Annotated in this window: 16 protein-coding genes; 10 read left to right on the top strand and 6 right to left on the bottom strand. The window is 63.5% G+C overall.

The window, feature by feature from the left end:
• Window positions 1-21 precede the first annotated feature (21 nt).
• The 5 genes from RX331_RS28890 to RX331_RS28870 form a co-directional block, all read right to left on the bottom strand.
• Window positions 22-1,020 carry an ABC transporter ATP-binding protein gene (locus tag RX331_RS28890; RefSeq protein WP_317252998.1) on the bottom strand — a complete coding sequence of 333 codons (999 nt, stop codon included), beginning with the start codon at window positions 1,018-1,020 and terminating at the stop codon, window positions 22-24.
• The gene (locus RX331_RS28885; RefSeq protein WP_317252997.1) at window positions 1,017-2,006 is read right to left on the bottom strand and encodes an ABC transporter ATP-binding protein; all 990 of its coding nucleotides are present in this window, start codon (window positions 2,004-2,006) and stop codon (window positions 1,017-1,019) included. Before RX331_RS28885 ends, RX331_RS28890 begins: the two co-directional genes overlap by 4 nt.
• Window positions 2,003-2,974, bottom strand: a complete 972-nt coding sequence (locus RX331_RS28880; protein ID WP_317252996.1) for an ABC transporter permease — start codon at window positions 2,972-2,974, stop codon at window positions 2,003-2,005. The genes RX331_RS28885 and RX331_RS28880 overlap by 4 nt, the downstream gene beginning before the upstream one ends.
• A 12-nt stretch (window positions 2,975-2,986) precedes the next feature.
• Window positions 2,987-3,967 (bottom strand): ABC transporter permease, encoded by a 981-nt coding sequence (locus RX331_RS28875; protein WP_317252995.1) that lies wholly within the window; start codon window positions 3,965-3,967, stop codon window positions 2,987-2,989.
• Window positions 3,968-4,067: 100 nt separating this feature from the next.
• Window positions 4,068-5,663, bottom strand: a complete 1,596-nt coding sequence (locus RX331_RS28870; protein ID WP_317252994.1) for an ABC transporter substrate-binding protein — start codon at window positions 5,661-5,663, stop codon at window positions 4,068-4,070.
• Between the two features lie 189 nt (window positions 5,664-5,852).
• Here RX331_RS28870 and RX331_RS28865 point away from each other — a divergent pair, with 189 nt between their 5' ends.
• The 7 genes from RX331_RS28865 (at window position 5,853) to RX331_RS28835 (ending at window position 15,238) form a co-directional block, all read left to right on the top strand.
• On the top strand, window positions 5,853-7,106 hold the full coding sequence (locus RX331_RS28865) for an FAD-dependent oxidoreductase (protein WP_317252993.1): 1,254 nt from the start codon (window positions 5,853-5,855) through the stop codon (window positions 7,104-7,106).
• A gap of 114 nt (window positions 7,107-7,220) precedes the next feature.
• A complete protein-coding gene (locus RX331_RS28860; RefSeq protein ID WP_317252992.1) occupies window positions 7,221-7,475 on the top strand; it encodes a DUF6489 family protein in 255 nt (84 codons plus the stop codon).
• 66 nt (window positions 7,476-7,541) lie between these two features.
• The gene (locus RX331_RS28855; RefSeq protein WP_317258268.1) at window positions 7,542-8,276 is read left to right on the top strand and encodes an alpha/beta hydrolase; all 735 of its coding nucleotides are present in this window, start codon (window positions 7,542-7,544) and stop codon (window positions 8,274-8,276) included.
• Window positions 8,277-8,432: 156 nt separating this feature from the next.
• The gene (locus tag RX331_RS28850; protein ID WP_317252991.1) at window positions 8,433-9,980 is read left to right on the top strand and encodes a wax ester/triacylglycerol synthase family O-acyltransferase; all 1,548 of its coding nucleotides are present in this window, start codon (window positions 8,433-8,435) and stop codon (window positions 9,978-9,980) included.
• Between the two features lie 10 nt (window positions 9,981-9,990).
• Window positions 9,991-10,986: an alpha/beta hydrolase gene (locus RX331_RS28845; RefSeq protein WP_317252990.1), complete on the top strand. Its 996-nt coding sequence runs from the start codon at window positions 9,991-9,993 to the stop codon at window positions 10,984-10,986.
• 137 nt (window positions 10,987-11,123) lie between these two features.
• A complete protein-coding gene (locus RX331_RS28840) occupies window positions 11,124-14,363 on the top strand; it encodes a bifunctional cytochrome P450/NADPH--P450 reductase (protein WP_317252989.1) in 3,240 nt (1,079 codons plus the stop codon).
• 200 nt (window positions 14,364-14,563) lie between these two features.
• Window positions 14,564-15,238 (top strand): spermidine synthase, encoded by a 675-nt coding sequence (locus RX331_RS28835; protein ID WP_317252988.1) that lies wholly within the window; start codon window positions 14,564-14,566, stop codon window positions 15,236-15,238.
• A gap of 8 nt (window positions 15,239-15,246) precedes the next feature.
• Here RX331_RS28835 and RX331_RS28830 read toward each other — a convergent pair whose 3' ends face one another.
• A complete protein-coding gene (locus RX331_RS28830; RefSeq protein WP_317252987.1) occupies window positions 15,247-16,161 on the bottom strand; it encodes an alpha/beta hydrolase in 915 nt (304 codons plus the stop codon).
• Between the two features lie 162 nt (window positions 16,162-16,323).
• Here RX331_RS28830 and RX331_RS28825 point away from each other — a divergent pair, with 162 nt between their 5' ends.
• The 3 genes from RX331_RS28825 to RX331_RS28815 are packed head-to-tail and all read left to right on the top strand — an operon-like array spanning window position 16,324 to window position 18,373.
• Window positions 16,324-16,704: a hypothetical protein gene (locus tag RX331_RS28825; protein WP_317252986.1), complete on the top strand. Its 381-nt coding sequence runs from the start codon at window positions 16,324-16,326 to the stop codon at window positions 16,702-16,704.
• A complete protein-coding gene (locus RX331_RS28820) occupies window positions 16,701-17,783 on the top strand; it encodes an alpha/beta fold hydrolase (RefSeq protein WP_317252985.1) in 1,083 nt (360 codons plus the stop codon). The genes RX331_RS28825 and RX331_RS28820 overlap by 4 nt, the downstream gene beginning before the upstream one ends.
• Complete coding sequence (locus tag RX331_RS28815) at window positions 17,780-18,373, top strand: GNAT family N-acetyltransferase (RefSeq protein WP_317252984.1); 594 nt, start codon at window positions 17,780-17,782, stop codon at window positions 18,371-18,373. Before RX331_RS28820 ends, RX331_RS28815 begins: the two co-directional genes overlap by 4 nt.
• The last annotated feature ends 73 nt before the right edge of the window (window positions 18,374-18,446 follow it).

The raw sequence follows: 18,446 nt of genomic DNA, 5'->3' as shown, positions 1-18,446 counted from the left end.
GCATTGCTCCCATCCCCGTGATCATACCGCGGCGAAGGTTTCAACCGGTTGGTTGACGGCGTGGCAGGCGACGCCGTTGATCAGCGCGGGGGCCTGCTTGCGGCAGAGGTCGAACGCCAGCGGGCAGCGCGGATTGAAGGCGCAGCCGGGCGGCGGGTCGATCGGGTTGGGGATCTCACCCTTGACCGGAATGCGCTGGCGGCCGGACATCGCCAGGTCCGGCACCGCACCCAGCAGCATCTTGGTGTAGGGCATCCGCGGATTGGCGAATAATTCGCGCCCCTCGGCGATCTCGACGATGCGGCCGAGATACATCACGCCGATGCGCGTTGCCATGTGACGGACCACGGCGAGATTGTGGCTGATGAACAGGTAGGTCAGCCCCAACTTGTCCTGGAGGTCGCGCATCAGATTGAGGATCTGCGCCTGCACCGAAACGTCCAGCGCCGAAGTCGGCTCGTCGCAGACGATGAATTCGGCCTCCGAGGCGAGGGCCCGCGCGATGGCGATGCGCTGGCGCTGGCCGCCGGAAAACTCATGCGGATATTTCAAGCCGTCATCGGGGTGCAGCCCGACCAGGCTCAACAATTCGCCGACGCGCGCGGCGATATCGCGCTCGCCCTGGATCAGGTCGAAGGCGCGGATCGGCTCGGAGACGATGGCGTCGACCCGGAAGCGTGGATTGAGGCTCGCATAGGGGTCCTGGAAGATCATCTGGATGCGTCGGCGCAGCCGCTGCCGTGCCTGGGCCTGCCGCGGATCGGTCATCGACACGCCGTCGATCATGACGTCGCCCGAACTCGGCGACAGCAATCCCACCACCATCCGTGCTACCGTCGTCTTGCCCGAGCCGGATTCGCCGACCAGCGCAAAGGTCTCGCCCTTCTTGATATCGAAAGTCACGCCGTCAACGGCCTTCAAAAATTCCAGATGGCCGCCTTCGAGCACGCGGTTGAGCCACGGCTTCGAGACGTCGAAGACGCGGCGTAGGTTTCGCACGTCGACAAAGGAAACCGTCATGCCGCGGTCTCCTTGACGGGAGCGGTATCGTAGAGATGGCAGGCCACCGCATGCGAACCCTGCTTGAGCGGCTCCGGCCGATCGACCCGGCAGCGGTCGAACGCGAAGCCGCAGCGCGGGTTGAACGAGCAGCCGGGTGGGATCGCCGACAGGCGCGGCATCGAGCCTGGAATCTGCACCAGGCGTTTCTCTTCACCGGCGAGTGTCGGGATCGCGCCCATCAGGCCCTTGGCGTAGGGATGGAGCGGGTTCTGCACGACGTCCTGCACCGGGCCGATCTCGGCGATCCGCCCCGAATACATCACGGCGACGCGGTCCGACGTCTCGGCGATCACGCCCATGTCGTGGGTTACCAGCATCACTGCCGTGCCATGGTCGCGCCCGAGCCGCTTGATCAGCGAGATGATCTGCGCTTGTACGGAGACATCGAGCGCGGTGGTCGGCTCGTCGGCGATGATCAGCTCCGGCTCGGCGCAGATCGCGAGCGCGATCACGACGCGCTGCCGCATGCCGCCGGAGAATTCATGCGGATAGGCGTCGATCCGCTTCTCCGGCGCGGGGATGCCGACTTCGGCGAGCAGGTCGATGGCACGCTTGCGCGCCGCGGTCTCCGACAGGTTCATGTGGGTGCGGATCGTCTCGACGATCTGGTCGCCGATCCGGTAGAGCGGGTTGAGGCTGGTCAGCGGATCCTGGAAGATCATGCCGATCCGCTTGCCCCTGACGCGGCGCATTTCCTCCGGCGGCAGATGATCGATCCGCGTGCCCGACAAATAGATCTCGCCGCCCGAGATGCGGCCGGGCGGATCGATCAGCCCGATTACGGCAAGCCCGGTGACGGACTTGCCGGCGCCGGATTCGCCGACCACGCCGAGCACCTCGCCCTTGGCGATATCGAAGGAAACGCCGTTGATGGCGCGCAGCGTGGAGCGGCGGGTGAGGAATTCCACCTCGAGGTTGCGGACGGAGAGGACAGGCGTGGTCATCGGAGTTTTGGGTTGAGCGCGTCGCGCAGCCAGTCACCGAGCAGGTTGATGGAAAGGATCAGGCCCGCCAGCGCAATACCGGGGAAGGCGACGATCCACCATTCGCCGGCGAACAGATAATTGTTGCCGATCCGGATCAAGGTGCCGAGCGAAGGCATGGTGTCGGGCATGCCGGCGCCAAGGAACGACAGCGTCGCCTCGGTGATAATGGCGAGCGCCAGGTTGATGGTGGCGATCACGAGGATGGGGCCCATCGTGTTCGGCAGCACGTGGCGCAGCATGATCTTTGGCGCGGGCAGGCCGATCAGTTGCGCGGCGGCGACATAATCCTTGTTCTTCTCGACCATGACAGAGCCGCGCACCGTGCGGGCATATTGCACCCAGAAACTCAGGCCGATCGCGATCACCAGCACCCCTAACGTACTCATTGCATCCAGCCGGTTGCCGAGCACGGATTTTGCAACACCATTGACCAATAGCGCGATCAGGATCGCGGGGAAGGTGAGCTGCACGTCGGCGATGCGCATGATCAGGCCGTCGACCGCGCCGCCGACATAGCCCGCAACAAGGCCAAGCGCGATGCCGAGCGTGCCGGCGAACACCACGCCGAGCAGGCCGACGATGAGCGATATCCGCAGGCCGTACAGGATGGCGGAGAACACGTCGCGGCCCTGTTCGTCGGTGCCGAGCAGGAACGGGCTCTGACCCTCGGCGGTCCATAGCGGCGAAATCCGCGAATTCATCAGTTGCAACTGCGCCGGATCGATTGGGTTCTGCACCGCGAGCTGTGAGGCAAAGATCGCCAGCAGAAAGAACAGCACCGTCACGGCCGCGGCCACCATGGTCATCCGCGAGCGGCGGAACGAATAGAAGATGTCGCTGTCAAGCGCGCGCTTCAGCCAACTCGTGCCCGAACGCGGCGGTGCTGCATTCGGTTCAACTCGGTGTGGGACCACGGCGTCGGACATTGAATCTCTCGCTTATGCCGGACGGCGGATGGTCGAGCGCAGGCGCGGATCGACGACGGTGTAGAGAATATCGACCACCAGGTTGATGGTGACGAAGATCAGCGAGACCATCAATAAGTAGGCGGCCATGATCGGGATATCGACGTTCTGGACGGCCTGCACGAACAACAATCCCATGCCCGGCCATTGGAAGACGGTTTCGGTGATGATGGCAAAAGCAATTACCGAGCCAAACTGCAGGCCGGCGACGGTAATGACGGGGACCAGCGTGTTCTTCAGCGCGTGGCCGAAATGGATCGCACGTGTGGTCAGGCCGCGGGCGCGGGCGAAGCGGATGTAGTCGGTACGGAGCACTTCGAGCATTTCAGCGCGCACCAGCCGCATGATCAGGGTCATCTGGAACAGCCCGAGCGTGATCGAGGGCATGATCAGCGCCTTCAGGCCGGACAGGGTGAGCAGTCCGGTGGTCCACCAGCCGATCCGCACCACGTCGCCGCGGCCGAAAGAAGGCAGCCAGCCCAGCGTCACCGAGAACAGGTAGATCAGGAGAATGCCGATCAGGAACGTCGGCAGCGAGATTCCGATCAGCGACACTGCCTGGAAGAATTTCGTGAGAATCGTATCGCGCCGCAGCGCCGAATAGACCCCCATCAGGATGCCGAACACCATGGCGAGCACGGTGGCGCAGGCGGCGAGTTCCAGCGTCGCCGGCATTCGCTCCATCAGAAGGTTCGAGACCGGCTGGCGGAACTGATAGGACACCCCGAACTTGAATTGCGCGGCATTGCCGAAATAGCGCGCGAACTGCACTGGTACGGGATCGTCGAGACCGAGCGACTTGCGCACCGCCTCGCGTTCGGCCGCCGGCGTATCGATGGAAACGATCTGGTTGACGGGGTCGCCGGCGAAGCGGAACATCGAGAATGCGATGACGCCGACCGCGATCATGACGCCGATGGCCTGGATTGCGCGGCGAAGAGTGAAAGCGAGCATGGATTCCTTTCACTGCTCTTTCGGTGCGGCCGACGTCGCTGTCGCCTCTGAAAAAGATCCCGGAAGCCAGTCAGCCGCCGGGACCTGTGCTTGAGCCCAACTAGTCCTGTTTGGTCGCCCAGTACAGCAGGACCTGGTTGTCGGCGCGCTGGCTCAGCTTGACCTTCTTCGAAACGCCCCAGGCAAGCGCCTGCTGGTGCAGCGGGATGTAGCCGAAGTCCTTGGCGCCGATCTCGTAGGCCTGCTTGATCAACTGGTCGCGCTTGTTCATGTCGGATTCCTGCAGCACCTGGTCGGTAAGCTCGTCGAGCTTCTTGTTGCAGTAGCCGCCGAGATTGGCCTCGCCGCGGCTGGATTTTGGATCGTCGCGGCAGCCCATGATGTCATACAGGACGTTGTGGGAATCGAGCGTGCCGGGGGTCCAGCCGAGCAGGTAGAACGAGGTCTGGTAGCCGCCGGGCTTCAACACCTTGGCGAAATACTGCGCCTTGGGCTGCGCCAGCAACGTCACCTTGACGCCGATGCGGGCCAGCATGCCGACCACTGCCTGGCAGATCGCCGCGTCGTTGACGTAGCGGTCGTTCGGGCAGTCCATCGTGACTTCGAAGCCGTCGGGATAGCCGGCTTCGGCCAGAAGCTTCTTGGCGCCGTCGGGATCGAACTTCGGCCGGGTGAAGTCGCCGGACAGCTTGAACAGTTGCGGGGCGATCATCAGCGCCGAGGGCGTCGACAGGCCACGCATGACGCGGGTCTTGATCAGCTCGACATCGATGGCCTTGAAGAAGGCCTCGCGCACCTTGATGTCCTTGAACGGATTCTTGCCCTTGACGTTGGAATAGAGCAGTTCGTCGCGCACCTGATCCATGCCGAGGAAGATGGTGCGCAGCTCAGGTCCCTTCAGCACCTGGGCGTTCGGGCTGGAATCGACGCGCGTAATGTCCTGGATCGGAACCGGCTCGATGACGTCGACTTCGCCGGAGAGCAGGGCGGCGACGCGGGTGGCGTCCGAGCCGATCGGCGTAAACACGATCTCCTTGAGGTTATGCTCCGGCTTGCGCCACCAATTCGGATTGGCCTTGAACACGGTCTTGACGCCGGGCTGGTGGCTTTCGATCGAGAAGGGGCCGGTGCCGTTGGCGTTAAGCGAGGCGAAGCTCGGCGTCGTGGCCGCCGCGGGCGTGGGGTCGACGGAATTGTTCGCCTCGGCCCACTTCTTGCTCATGATGTACCATGTATCCCATTGCGAATTGAGAATGGGATTGGGCGAGGTCAGGACGAAATCCACCGTGTAGTCGTCGACCTTGACCACCTTGGCGTCGGTCGGAATGCGGGTCTGCAGATTTGAGCCTTTTTTGCGAACGCGATCGGCCGAGAACACCACGTCGTCGGCGGTGAAGGGCTCGCCGTTCTGGAATTTCACGCCCTTGCGCAAGTGGAACCGCCAGCGGGTCGGCTCCGGCGTTTCCCAGCTTTCCGCCAATGCCGGAATGATCTTCAGGTCGCGGTCGCGGGCCACCAGGCCTTCAAAGATGTGTCCGAGATGGGCGTGGGTCGTGCTCTCATTGAGGGTATAGGGGTCGAGCGATTTGAGATCGCCCTGGTTGGCGTAGCGCAGGGTCTGGGCCGATGCCGGCACTATTGCCAGGGTAAGGATGGCGGCCGTGGCTGCTGCAAGCAAAGTCTGACGTACCGGCATTTGTTCGATTTCCCGCTTTGATCAGCAATTTAACGCCCGATATTGCCGAGCCATGTTGCCAGAGTCCAGCCACCGCGCAAGCATCATTATCCCGCACTGCGTGCCGGTTTGCGCGGCGGTGCGGCAAAGACTAGGTTGCAGCTTAAGACGTGTGCGCGAGCACGAGACATTGAACTTTCGGAGTGTTGTATGGCGGAACTGAAGGCCGACGTTCTCGTCCTCGGCGCGGGCATGGTTGGCGTCAGTGCCGCCTTGCATCTGCAGAAGCGCGGTCGGAACGTGGTCCTGATCGACCGGCACGACGTGGCCGGCGAGGAGACCAGCTACGGCAATGGCGGGTTGATCGAATGCGCCTCGGTCTTTCCCTACATGTTTCCGCGCCATGTCGGTCAGATCCTGCGCTACGCCTTTCTGCGCGCGCCGCAGGTCAGCTACCATTTCAGGGATTTGCCGGCCTTCTTGCCCTGGCTGACACGCTATTTCCTCGCCTCGTCGCCGGAGCGTGCCCTGCACAGTGCAAGGGCCGAACTGCCGCTGATTCAGCGCAGCCTGATCGAGCATGAGACGCTGATAGAAGAAGCCAACGTGCCGGACCTGTTGCGGCGGACCGGTTGGATCAAGCTGTTTCGCTCGGAAGCGACGCTTGCGGAGGCGCTGAAGGATCTCAAGCGCGCCGGCGAGCATGGCGTCACCGGCGAGGTGCTGGATGGACCCGCGGTGATCGCGCGCGAGCCGCATCTGACCGGCGATTTCAGCGGCGCAATCCATTTTCCGACGCCGGGATTCGTGCCCGATCCCGGCGGGCTGGCCAAGGCCTATGCGGCGCTGTTCGGCCGCAAGGGCGGGCGCTATCTGGTCGGCGACGCCCGAACCCTCGAACAGTCCGGCGAGCGGTGGAAAGTCGCGACGCTGGAAGGCACCATCACGGCGCGCGAGGTCGTGGTGGCGATGGGACCGTGGTCCGACCAGATCTTCCGGCCGCTCGGCTATTCCATCCCGCTGCAGGTCAAGCGCGGTTATCACCTGCACCTGAAGCCGCGCGGCAACGCGGTCCTCAATCATCCCGTGCTGGATACCGATCTCGGCTTTCTGCTGGCGCCGATGAACCGCGGCATCCGCCTGACCACCGGCGCGGAGTTTGCCCACCGCGACGCGCCGCCGACACCGGTCCAGGTCGAGCGGGCCCTGCCGCGGGCGCACAAACTGTTCCCGCTGGGCGGACCGGTCGACAGCAAGCCCTGGATGGGCGCGCGGCCGTGCCTGCCCGACATGTTGCCGGTGATCGGCAAGGCGCCGCGCCATGGCGGGCTGTGGTTCGACTTCGGCCACCAGCACCACGGCCTGACACTCGGGCCCGCCACTGGCCGCCTGCTGGCGGAAATGATGACCGGCGAGGCCCCGTTTGCCGATGTCAGGCCTTTTGCCGTCGAACGCTTTGGTTGACCATATCGGGAATTGAGGTGACCGGGCTCAAGTCTTTTCCTTGCGCAAGTCTTTTCCTTGCGCAATCAGGGCCATCGTGCCGATACTGCAAGGAAGCCAGCAAGAGGAGCGGTCATGAAAGTTAACGTCGAAATCGATTGCACGCCGCTGGAGGCCAGGCAGTTCTTCGGATTGCCCGACGTCTCGCCGATGCAGACCGCCGTCATGGACAAGATGCAGCAGCAGGTGATGGCCAATATCGAAAAGGTGTCTCCGGAATCGCTGATCCAGAGCTGGTTTACGTTCGATCCGAAGATCGCCGAGCGGTTCCAGGATATGTTCGTGACCATGACCGGCCTCGGCGGCATGGCGTCGAAGGACAAGAAGTAGGTGACCATCGCGGAGGGCGGGGTGGCGACGGAAGAGCAAAGACTTCGGCCGCCGAGCCTGTTCCTGATGCTGGCCGAGGCGAGGGGCCTGTTCGAATTGAATTCGAGCCTCTTGCTGTCGCCGCTGTTGTTGCGTGCGCCGAGAGGCGACGGGCATCCGGTGCTGGCCCTGCCGGGCTTTCTCGCCAGCGATATCTCGATGGCGCCAATGCGGCGCTATTTGAAAGAGCTCGGCTATGATGCCCATGCATGGAACATGGGCCGCAATCTCGGTGGTGTCGCGTCCAAGCGCGGCGCATTGTGCGAGCTTCTGCGGCGCACGTATGAATCCACCGGCCGCAAGGTCAGCCTGGTCGGCTGGAGTCTCGGCGGCGTCTACGCGCGCGATCTCGCTTTGCAGATTCCGGAGATGGTACGCTCGGTGATCACGCTCGGCAGTCCGTTCGCCAACGATATCCGCGCAACAAACGCTACGCGGCTCTACGAGGCGCTGTCAGGAGAAACCGTCGACGACCATCCGGAAATCCTTCAGGCGATTGCCGGCGATCTGCCGGTGCCGGCGACCTCGATCTATTCGCGCACCGACGGCATCGTGAACTGGCACACCAGCCTGCTCCGTCCCTCAGCCACGGCCGAAAACATCGAAGTGTACTTCGCCAGCCATATCGGGCTCGGCGTCAACCCCGCCGCTTTATGGGCGGTAGCCGATCGTCTGGCGCAGGCGGAGGGGGAATTTAAGCATTTTGACCGATCGGGACCATTTGCCATTGCCTACGGCCCACCTGAAAATGCACAATCCTGAACCAACGCCCCGATTTTAAGGGCATGATCCCGAATGGTCCCACCCTGCATTGATGCGGGGATGGCTAGCGGCCTTCGGATATGCTCCAATAACAAAGACATTTCTGACACCAGAAGCGCCGCCAAGGCGCCGCGTGTTCTACTGCGGGAGGATCATATGGCGGACGCCAAGAAACTGTCTTCGCTCGACGCGTCGTTTCTGTATCTGGAAACGCCGGAGATGCCGATGCATGTCGGCAGCATGGCGATCTTCCGCCTGCCCGAAGGCTACAAGGGCAACTTCTTCGAAGAGTTCAAGGCGATGATCGCCTCGCGGCTGCACATCGCGCCGATCCTGAAAGCGCGCCTGGAGAAGGCGCCGCTCGATATCGATCATCCCTCCTGGGTCGAGGACGACCAGTTCGACATCGACCGCCACATCTTCCGCGCCAGCCTGCCGGAGCCGCGCGACCGCGCGACGCTGGAACGCATCGTCGGCTGGATGCACGCAAAGCTGCTGAACCGTGCCCGCCCGCTGTGGGAGTTTTACGTCTTCGAGGGCATGAAGGACAATGAGGTCGGGCTTTACTCCAAGATGCACCATGCCTGCATCGACGGCGGCGCCGGCGCCGCACTCACCAGCATGATCTACGACATCACGCCGGTGCCGCGCCAGGTCGACCCACCGGCGGCGCGCAAGGTGGCGCAGGAGCCACGCGACATCGCCGCCAATTTGATCGATTCCTACCAGCAGCTCTGGACCCAACCGTTCGACGCCAAGGCGGCGCCGAAGAGCCTCGAGCTGCCGCGCACCGGCAAGAGCGATCTCGGCTCGATCCTGTTCGACAACGCCATGTTCCAGATCGAAACCGCGGTGAAGTTCGCGGCCAGCGTGCCGACGGTATTGAAGTCGCTTTCCGACGTCGTCGGCAAGATCTCCGATCCCAAATCGCGCGACAGCCTCGTCAGCATGGCATCGCCGCCGACCATTCTCAACAAGACGATCTCCTCGGAGCGCAGCTTTGCCGGCGTATCGATCTCGCTGTCGCGCGCCAAGGCGCTGGCGAAGGCTTCCGGCGGCAAGCTCAACGACGTCGTGCTGGCGCTCTCCTCCGGCGTGGTGCGCCGTTATCTGCTCAGCCAGGGCGGCCTGCCGAACAAGTCCCTGACGGCGGCAGTACCGATCTCATTGCGTGAGGAGGGCAATGCCGACGCCAACAACCAGGTGTTCGGCATGATCTGCTCGATCGCCACCAATGTCGATGACCCCAAGACGCGGCTGGAGACCATCATCGCGCAATCCACCAAATCGAAGGAGATGTCGCATCCGCTGCGCGCCCTGATGCCACAGGTCTCCAACCTCTCGATGCTGGGCGCACCGATAGTGACGCAGATCCTCGCGCTGCTCTACAGCCGCTCGAATCTTTCCGACGTGCTGCCGCCAGCGGCCAACATCACGGTCTCCAACGTGCCTGGACCGCGGCAGACCCTCTATGCGGCCGGCGCCGAGCTCTTGCACATCTTCCCGGTGTCGATCTCGACGCATGGCATCGCGCTCAACATCACCGTGCAGAGCTATCGCGACCAGCTCGATTTCGGCTTCATCTCCGGCGCCAACATCATCCCGCATGTCCAACTTCTCTGCGACATGCTGCCGGCCGAGTTCGACGCGCTGGAGGCGGCCTATGCGCCGCCGCCTTCCGAAATCAAGGGCGCTGCCGAGTAGGAACTTTCCGATGATTGAAATGCCGCCGCTGCAGTTCGCCGAGGTGAACGGTATTCGCATGGGCTATTACGAGGCGGGGCCCAAGTCCGACGCGCCGCCGATCATCCTCTGCCATGGCTGGCCGGAGCTGGCGTTTTCCTGGCGCCACCAGATCAAGGCGCTGAGCGAGGCCGGCATCCGCGTGATTGCGCCGGACCAGCGCGGCTATGGCGCGACCGACCGCCCCGAGGCGGTCGAGGACTACGACATGGAGCATTTGACCGGCGATCTCGTCGGCCTGCTCGATCACCTCAAGATCGAGAAGGCGATCTTTGTCGGTCACGACTGGGGCGGCTTCGTCGTCTGGCAGATGCCGCTGCGCCATCCGGCTCGCGTCGCTGGCGTCGTCGGAGTCAACACGCCGCATTGGGATCGCATGCCCGCCGATCCGATCGAGCTGTTTCGACAGCGCTTCGGCGACAAGATGTACATTGTGCAATTCCAGGATCCTGGCCGCGAGCCCGACAGGATCTTCGGAAGCCGGGTCGAGCAGACCTTTGACGCGTTCATGCGCAAGCCGGTGGCGCGCCCATCGGGTACCCCGGAGGAACAGCCGATTGCCGGCGTCGGCGCTTCGGCGCGGCTCAATTTGGCGTTTCCGCAGATGATTGCTAATTATGATGCCAAACACGACCCGCGCACGCCAATCCTATCGGCGGAAGAGAAGAAGGTGTTCGTCGACACCTTCACCAAGACCGGTTTCACCGGCGGCATCAACTGGTATCGCAATTTTTCGCGCAACTGGCAGCGCTCCGAAGGGCTCGACCATACGGTGCGCGTGCCGTCCCTGATGATCATGGCCGAGAACGATGCGGTGCTGCCGCCGTCGGCCACCGAGGGCATGGAGCGGCTGGTCCCCGATCTCGAAAAATATCTGGTGCGCGACAGCGGCCATTGGACGCAGCAGGAAAAGCCGGATGAGGTCAGCGCCAAGCTGATCGAATGGCGTAGGAAGCGGTTTGGGTGAGGAAGGTTCTGCGCCGTCATTGCGAGCGAAGCGAAGCAATCCATCGCGCGGCAAAGCAGGAATGGATTGCTTCGTCGCTTCGCCCCTCGCAATGACGGTGAAGACCTATAAGCGCGGCAGGGGGAGACACTTCGACAATGGCGTCCGGCAATAAACTGAGCCCAATCCCGCATCCGCCGAAAAAGCCCGTCGTCGGCAACATGCTGTCGCTGGATCCCAACGCGCCGGTGCAGCATCTGGTGCGGCTCTCCAAGGAGCTCGGGCCGATCTTCTGGCTCGACATGATGGGAGCGCCGATCGTCATCGTCTCCGGCCATGACCTGATCGACGAGCTCTCCGACGAGAAGCGTTTCGACAAGACGGTGCGCGGCTCGCTGCGCCGTGTCCGCGCCGTCGGCGGCGACGGGTTGTTCACCGCAGACACCACTGAACCGAACTGGAGCAAGGCGCACAACATCCTGCTGCAGCCGTTCGGCAACCGCGCCATGCAATCCTATCATCCGAGCATGGTCGATATCGCCGAGCAGCTCGTCAAGAAGTGGGAACGCCTCAACCCCGACGAGGAAATCGACGTCGTGCAGGACATGACGGCGCTGACGCTCGACACCATCGGCCTGTGCGGCTTCGACTACCGCTTCAATTCGTTTTATCGACGAGACTACCACCCGTTCGTGGAAGCACTGGTGCGCTCGCTCGAGACCATCATGATGACCCGCGGCCTGCCGCTGGAGAATCTGTGGATGCAGAAGCGGCGCAAGACGCTCGCCGAAGACGTCGTCTTCATGAACAAGATGGTCGACGAGATCATCGCCGAGCGTCGCGGCAATGCGGAAGCCGCTGAGGGCAATAAGGATATGCTCGGCGCCATGATGACCGGCGTCGACCGCACCACCGGCGAGCAGCTCGACGACGTCAACATCCGCTACCAGATCAACACGTTCCTGATCGCCGGCCATGAGACCACCAGCGGCCTCTTGTCCTGCACCATCTATGCGCTGCTCAAGCATCCGGAGGTGCTGAAGAAGGCGTATGAGGAAGTCGACCGGGTACTCGGGCCCGACATCAACGCCAAGCCGACCTATCAGCAGGTCACGCAGCTCACCTACATCACGCAGGTCCTGAAGGAAGCGCTGCGGATGTGGCCGCCGGCGCCGGCCTACGGCATCACGCCGCTGCAAGACGAGACCCTCGCAGGTGGCAAGTACAAGCTCAGGAAGAACACCTTCATCACCGTCCTGGTGATGGCGCTGCACCGCGACCCCAGCGTCTGGGGCCCGACCCCTGATGTGTTCGATCCCGAGAATTTCAGCCGCGAGGCCGAAGCCAAGCGGCCGATCAATGCCTGGAAGCCATTCGGCAACGGCCAGCGCGCCTGCATCGGCCGCGGCTTTGCGATGCACGAGGCCGCGCTGGCGATCGGCATGATCCTGCAGCGCTTCAAGCTGATGGACGTGCATCGCTACCAGATGCACCTGAAGGAGACACTTACTGTCAAGCCCGACGGCTTCAAGATCAAGGTGCGGCCGCGCGCCGACAAGGACCGCGGCGACTTTGCCGGCCGTGCCGCTGTGGCGGCTGGCGCCTCGAACGCGGCGGCGCCGCAAGCCCGTACTCGCCCCGGACACAACACGCCGCTCCTGGTGCTCTACGGCTCCAACCTCGGTACCGCCGAAGAGCTGGCGACGCGGGTCGCCGATCTCGCCGAGGTCAACGGCTTCGCTACAAAACTCGGTGCGCTCGACGACCATGTCGGCAAGCTGCCGGAAGAGGGCGCGCTGCTTATCTTCTGCGCCTCCTACAATGGCGCAGCGCCTGACAACGCTACGCAGTTCGTCAGATGGCTGGACAGCGGCCTGCCGAAAGATGCGTTCGCCAAGGTGCGCTACGCGGTGTTCGGCTGCGGCAACAGCGACTGGACCGCAACCTATCAATCGGTGCCGCGCCTGATCGATGAACAGTTGGCGGCGCATGGTGCGCGCAGTCTTTATGGGCGCGGCGAGGGCGATGCCCGCAGCGATCTCGACGGCCAGTTCGAGAAATGGTTCGCAGCCGCTGCGCCCGCGGCGATGAAGGAACTCGGCGTCGATTCCGGCTTCGCCCGCAGCGCCGAGGACGCGCCGCTTTATTCGATCGAGCCGGTGGCGCCGTCGGCGGTTCACACCATCGTGGCGCAGGGCGGCGTCGCGCCGATGAAGGTGCAGGTCAATTCGGAGCTGCAGAGCAAGGCCGGCGCGCATCCATCCGACCGTTCGACACGGCATATCGAGGTGCAACTGCCGCCCGGCATCAGCTATCGTGTCGGCGATCATCTTAGCGTCGTGCCGCGCAACGATCCGGCACTGGTCGATTCCGTCGCGCGCCGTTTTGGTTTCCTGCCGGCCGATCAGATCCGGCTGCAGGTCGCGGAGGGCCGCCGCGCGCAATTGCCGGTCGGCGATGCCGTCTCGGTCGGGCGCCTCTTGACCGAGTTCGTCGAGCTGCAGCAGATCGCGACCCGCAAGCAGATCCAGATCATGTCGGAGCACACCCGCTGCCCCGTCACCAAGCCAAAACTGCTCGCCTATGTCGGCGACGATGCCGCGTCTTCGGAGCTTTATAGCTCGGACGTGCTGGCGAAGCGCAAATCGGTATTCGATCTGCTGGAGGAATATCCGGCCTGCGAACTGCCGTTCCATGCCTATCTCGAAATGCTGTCGCTCTTGGCGCCGCGCTATTATTCGATCTCGTCGTCGCCTTCACTGGATCCTGCGCGCTGCAGCGTCACCGTCGGCGTGGTCGAGGCGCCCGCAAGCTCGGGCCGCGGCGTCTACAGGGGCGTCTGCTCCAACTATCTCGCCGGCCGCCGCGTCGGCGACAGCGTGCATGCGACCGTGCGCGAGACCAAGGCCGGCTTCCGCTTGCCCGATGATCCCGCAGTGCCCGTCATCATGATCGGCCCCGGCACCGGGCTGGCGCCGTTCCGCGGTTTCCTGCAGGAGCGCGCGCACCGCAAGGCGCAGGGTGCCAAGCTTGGCCCGGCGATGCTGTTCTTCGGCTGCCGCCATCCCGATCAGGATTTCCTCTACGCCGACGAGCTGCAGGCCTTCGCCGCTGACGGCGTCACCGAGTTGCACACCGCCTTCTCGCGGGCGGACGGGCCGAAGACCTATGTGCAGCACCAGGTCGCCGCGCAGAAGGACCGCGTCTGGAGCCTGATCGAGCAGGGCGCGATCGTCTATGTCTGTGGCGACGGCGGCAAGATGGAGCCCGACGTCAAGGCGGCGCTGGTTGCGATCTACCGTGAAAAGTCCGGCGCGGATGCCGATGCCGGCCTGCGCTGGATCGACGATCTCGGCACCAAGAACCGCTACGTGCTCGACGTGTGGGCCGGCGGATAGGCTTGCATCTGCTGTCGTCCTCCGCAAAAGCGAGGGACCCAGTAGGCCGCGGCAGTCGTCAGACGCAGCGCAACAACCGCGGTCTCTGGGATACTGGGCGGATTCAACCGGTCGAGCCGGACGATGACACCTGCATTTGAGGCGGCTCCGCTGGTCCGCAGCGATAATCAATCCTGAGCTGATCATGCTAAAAGCCCCGCATGATTCCCTGGGAAAAAATCGACACCGCCCGCATTCCCGGCACCGACGACGAACTTCGCCTGAAGCGGCGGGGCAAGGAATTCTCGATCATGCTCGGTAGCAACGAGCTGATGAACAGCCGCCTTTCGGGTTCGGAAGAAGCGCTGGCAACGCTTGCGGCGAAAAGGATCGAGAAGGTCGCAAGCCCGCAGATGCTGATCGGCGGCCTCGGCATGGGCTTTACCTTGCGTGCCGCGCTTGCGGTGCTCGGCAGTAAGGCGCAGATCGTGGTGGCGGAGCTGGTGCCGGCCGTCGTCGCGTGGGCGCGGGGTCCGATGGCAGAAATTTTTGGCGACAGTCTGAATGATCCCCGCGTCACCATCCGCGAGGCCGATGTCGCCGAAATCATCCGCTCGCACCAGTCGAAATTCGACGCCATTCTGCTCGATGTCGACAACGGCCCTGAGGGACTGACGCGCAAGGGCAACGACGCGCTCTATAGTGCGACCGGATTGAACGCCGCGCGCACCGCGCTACGGCCCGGCGGCGTGCTGGCGGTCTGGTCGTCCGGTCCCAATCCAGCCTTCGCAAAACGCCTTCGCAGTGCCGGCTTCGATGTCAGCGAAATCAACATCCGCGCCACCGGCAAAGGCCGCGGCGTGCGTCACATCATCTGGATGGCGGCGAAGAGATAACGACGAACCTACGCCGCCTTCGCCGCGGCGCCATGCGCATGCTTGTCGATCGCGTCGATGATCTGCGGCCACATCGGGATCGGCAGCGCATGGCCCATGCCGTCGATCATCAAGAGCTTGGCGCCGGGGATCGAGGCGGCGGTGTCCTTGCCGCCTTCGGGGCGCACCAGGGGATCGACGGTGCCGTGAATGACCAGCGTCGGGATTTTCAGATGATGCAGCCGTTCCTTGCGGCTGCCGGAGGCCAGCACCGCCCGCAATTGCCGGCCGACGCCGGCCGGGTTGAGGCCGCGCTCGTAGGTTCGCGCGGCACGCGCGGGGTCGAGCGCCTCGTCCTCCGGGAAGGAGCCGACGCGCAGCACTTTCCAGGTCTTGGCGAACCGTTCGAAATATTCTTCCTTGGTCCGCGGCGGCGGCGCCATCAGCACGGCGGCGGCCTCGCGCGTCGGCGGCGGCACCTTGGGATTTCCAGTGGTCGACATGATCGAGGTCAGCGAACGTACCCGCTGCGGAAATGACAGCGCAACTTCCTGCGCGATCATGCCGCCCATCGACGCGCCGACGAGGTGCGCCGACTTGATGCCGAGCACGTCCATCAGGCCAACCGTGTCCTTGGCCATGTCGATCAGTCTGTAGGTCGAAGCGACCGGGATCTTCAGGAATCGCTGCTTTAGAAGTTCGAACGGCGTCAGGCGCTTGCCGCCGGAGAGGTGGGAGGATTTTCCGATGTCGCGGTTGTCGAAGCGGATGACGCGAAACCCGCGCGCGGCGAGCTGGCGGCAGAAATCGTCGTCCCAATGGATCATCTGGGCGCCGAGTCCCATGATCAGCAGCAGCGGTTCGGCGGACGGGTCGCCGAAGATTTCGTAGCAGATGTCGATGCCGTTGGCGCGGGCGATCTGTGGCGGCTGATGGGCGAGCATCGCGTCTTCCTCTGACGATCTGAACTTTGGGTAACTATGGCATGGTTTCCCGCACCGCAGAAGGCTTGGCGGCGGTTGACCGGCTCCGCGCAACGGTGTGGTATGGGGGCAATAGAAGCGAAGCGTGGCAAGCGCTCGTAACCTTTGAGGGAGAGGGCGCCGATGGCCGATAAAGGCAACGATCCTGCCGCGATCTGGCAGACCATGATCGGGGAGATGGAAAAGGGGTTCAACTCCTTTGCCAATCAGGCGATGACGTCGCCTGAATTCTCAAAAGCGATGAATCAGTTCGGCGGCGCCAGCGCGGGCGCGCAGAAGCAGCTCGGCGAGCTGATGGAGAAGTATCTCCTCGCCATGAACCTGCCGAGCCGGGCGCAACTCGTTGGCATGGCGGAGCGGCTGCAGAACATCGAGGGCCAGCTCAACGAGATCAAGGCGATGTTGCATCAGGTGCACCACAACTCGCTGGCGCAGCAGGGCGGCTACGGCACCCCGCGGCCGCCGCGCACCAAGCGTCCACCCTCGGAGGGAGAGCAAAAATGAACGCTCCCACCGGTCTCGATTTTGCTTCCATCTCGGAACGGGTCCAGTCCGAAGTGCAGCGCGCGATCCAGCGCAGCATCAAGGGTGTCGAATATTTCTCCACTTCCGGCCCCACGCTCGGCTCGACGCCAAAGGACATTCTGGCCGTCCGCGGCACCATGAACCTCTATCATTATCGGCCGATCGCGGATGAAATCTACCGCGTGCCGATCCTGATCGTGATGGCCACCACCAACCGCGGCTACATCCTCGACATGGTGCCGGGGCAGAGCTTCATCGAGTTTCTCTTGAAGCGCGGCTATGACGTCTACATGCTGGACTGGACCGCGCCCAAGCCGGAAGAGAAGAGCTTGCGGATGGAGGACTACGTCCTCGACTTCATCCCGGACTGCATCCGCCGCGTGCAGCAGGATTCCGGCGAAAAGGACGTCAGCATCATCGGCTATTGCTTCGGTGGCGTGCTGTCGCTGCTCTACGGCTCGATCTTCCAAGACGGGCCGATGAAGAACTTGATCTGCTTCACCACGCCGATCGACTTCCGTGAGATGAAGCTGTTCCAGAACTTTTCGGACCGCCGCTATTTCGATGTCGACCGTCTGGTCGACAGCGTCGGCAACGTGCCGCCGGAAATGATCCTGTCCTCGTTCGAGATGCTGCGGCCAGCCTCGCGCACCGTCAGCCAGGTGCAGCTCTGGGAAAACATCTGGAACGACGAATACGTCAAGGCGTACCGGATGATGGATCGCTGGGGCACGGACACCTTGCCGCTGGCCGGCGAGTACTTTCGCGCCATCACCAAGGACCTGATGTGGGACAACAAGCTCTACAACGACACCATGTCGGTCGGCGGGCGCGCGGCGAAGCTTGCGAACATCAAGGTGCCGATCCTGCATGCGGTCGCCGAGCACGATCACATCGTGCCGTATGACGCCGCAAAGCATCTGATCACCAAGATCGGGTCCGAAGACAAGGAAGAGGTGATGCTGAAGGGCGGGCACGTCAGCCTCGTCGCCGGCGCCAACGCGATCAAGCGGCTGTGGCCGAAACTGGATTCCTGGCTAGGTAAGAGATCAACATGAGTGAGCAACGTTCCTATCCCCGCACCGTCAAGACCGACGCCGGCGACATCGAATTCCGCCTGATGGGGCGCGCCGACGAGGCCGCGGTGCTGGCCTTTGCGCAGAAGCTGCCGACGCACGATCTGTTGTTCCTGCCGCGCAACATCAGCCAGCCAAAGGTGCTGTCGGCCTGGATCAACGAGATCGAGCGCGGCGCCATCGTCAGCCTGCTGGCGGTGAAGGAGGGAGCGGTGGTCGGCTGCGGCACGCTGGTGCGCGATGCCCACTCATGGTCGCCGCATGTCGGCGAAATCAGGATGGTGGTGTCGCTGGACGTCCGCGGGCAGGGAGTCGGCCGAGCGCTGTCGCAGGAGACCTTTGCGCTGGCGCTGGGCGCCGGCCTGGAAAAGCTGTCAGTGCAGATGACGGTCGACCAGCAGGCGGCGATCGCCCTGTTCGAAAGCCTCGGCTTCAGGGCCGAGGCGCTGCTGCGCGACCACGTTCGGGACGTCGATGGCAAGAAGCACGACATCGTCGTGCTCGGGCACAATGTGGCGCAGGTCCGGGCGCAGCTGGAAGCCTATGGGCTTCCGGGGGCGGTCCAGCATTAGCGGCGCAACGCCTCGGACAAAAACTCGCAAAACAACCCCATGCAAAGTAGCCCGGGGGCGGGTCAGTATTAGA

It is taken from the genome of Bradyrhizobium sp. BWA-3-5, from assembly GCF_032917985.1.
In the GTDB taxonomy this organism is placed as follows: Bacteria; Pseudomonadota; Alphaproteobacteria; order Rhizobiales; family Xanthobacteraceae; genus Bradyrhizobium.
The sequence above is the reverse complement of the archived record's forward strand: the minus strand, read 5'-3'. Positions and strand labels throughout refer to the sequence as shown.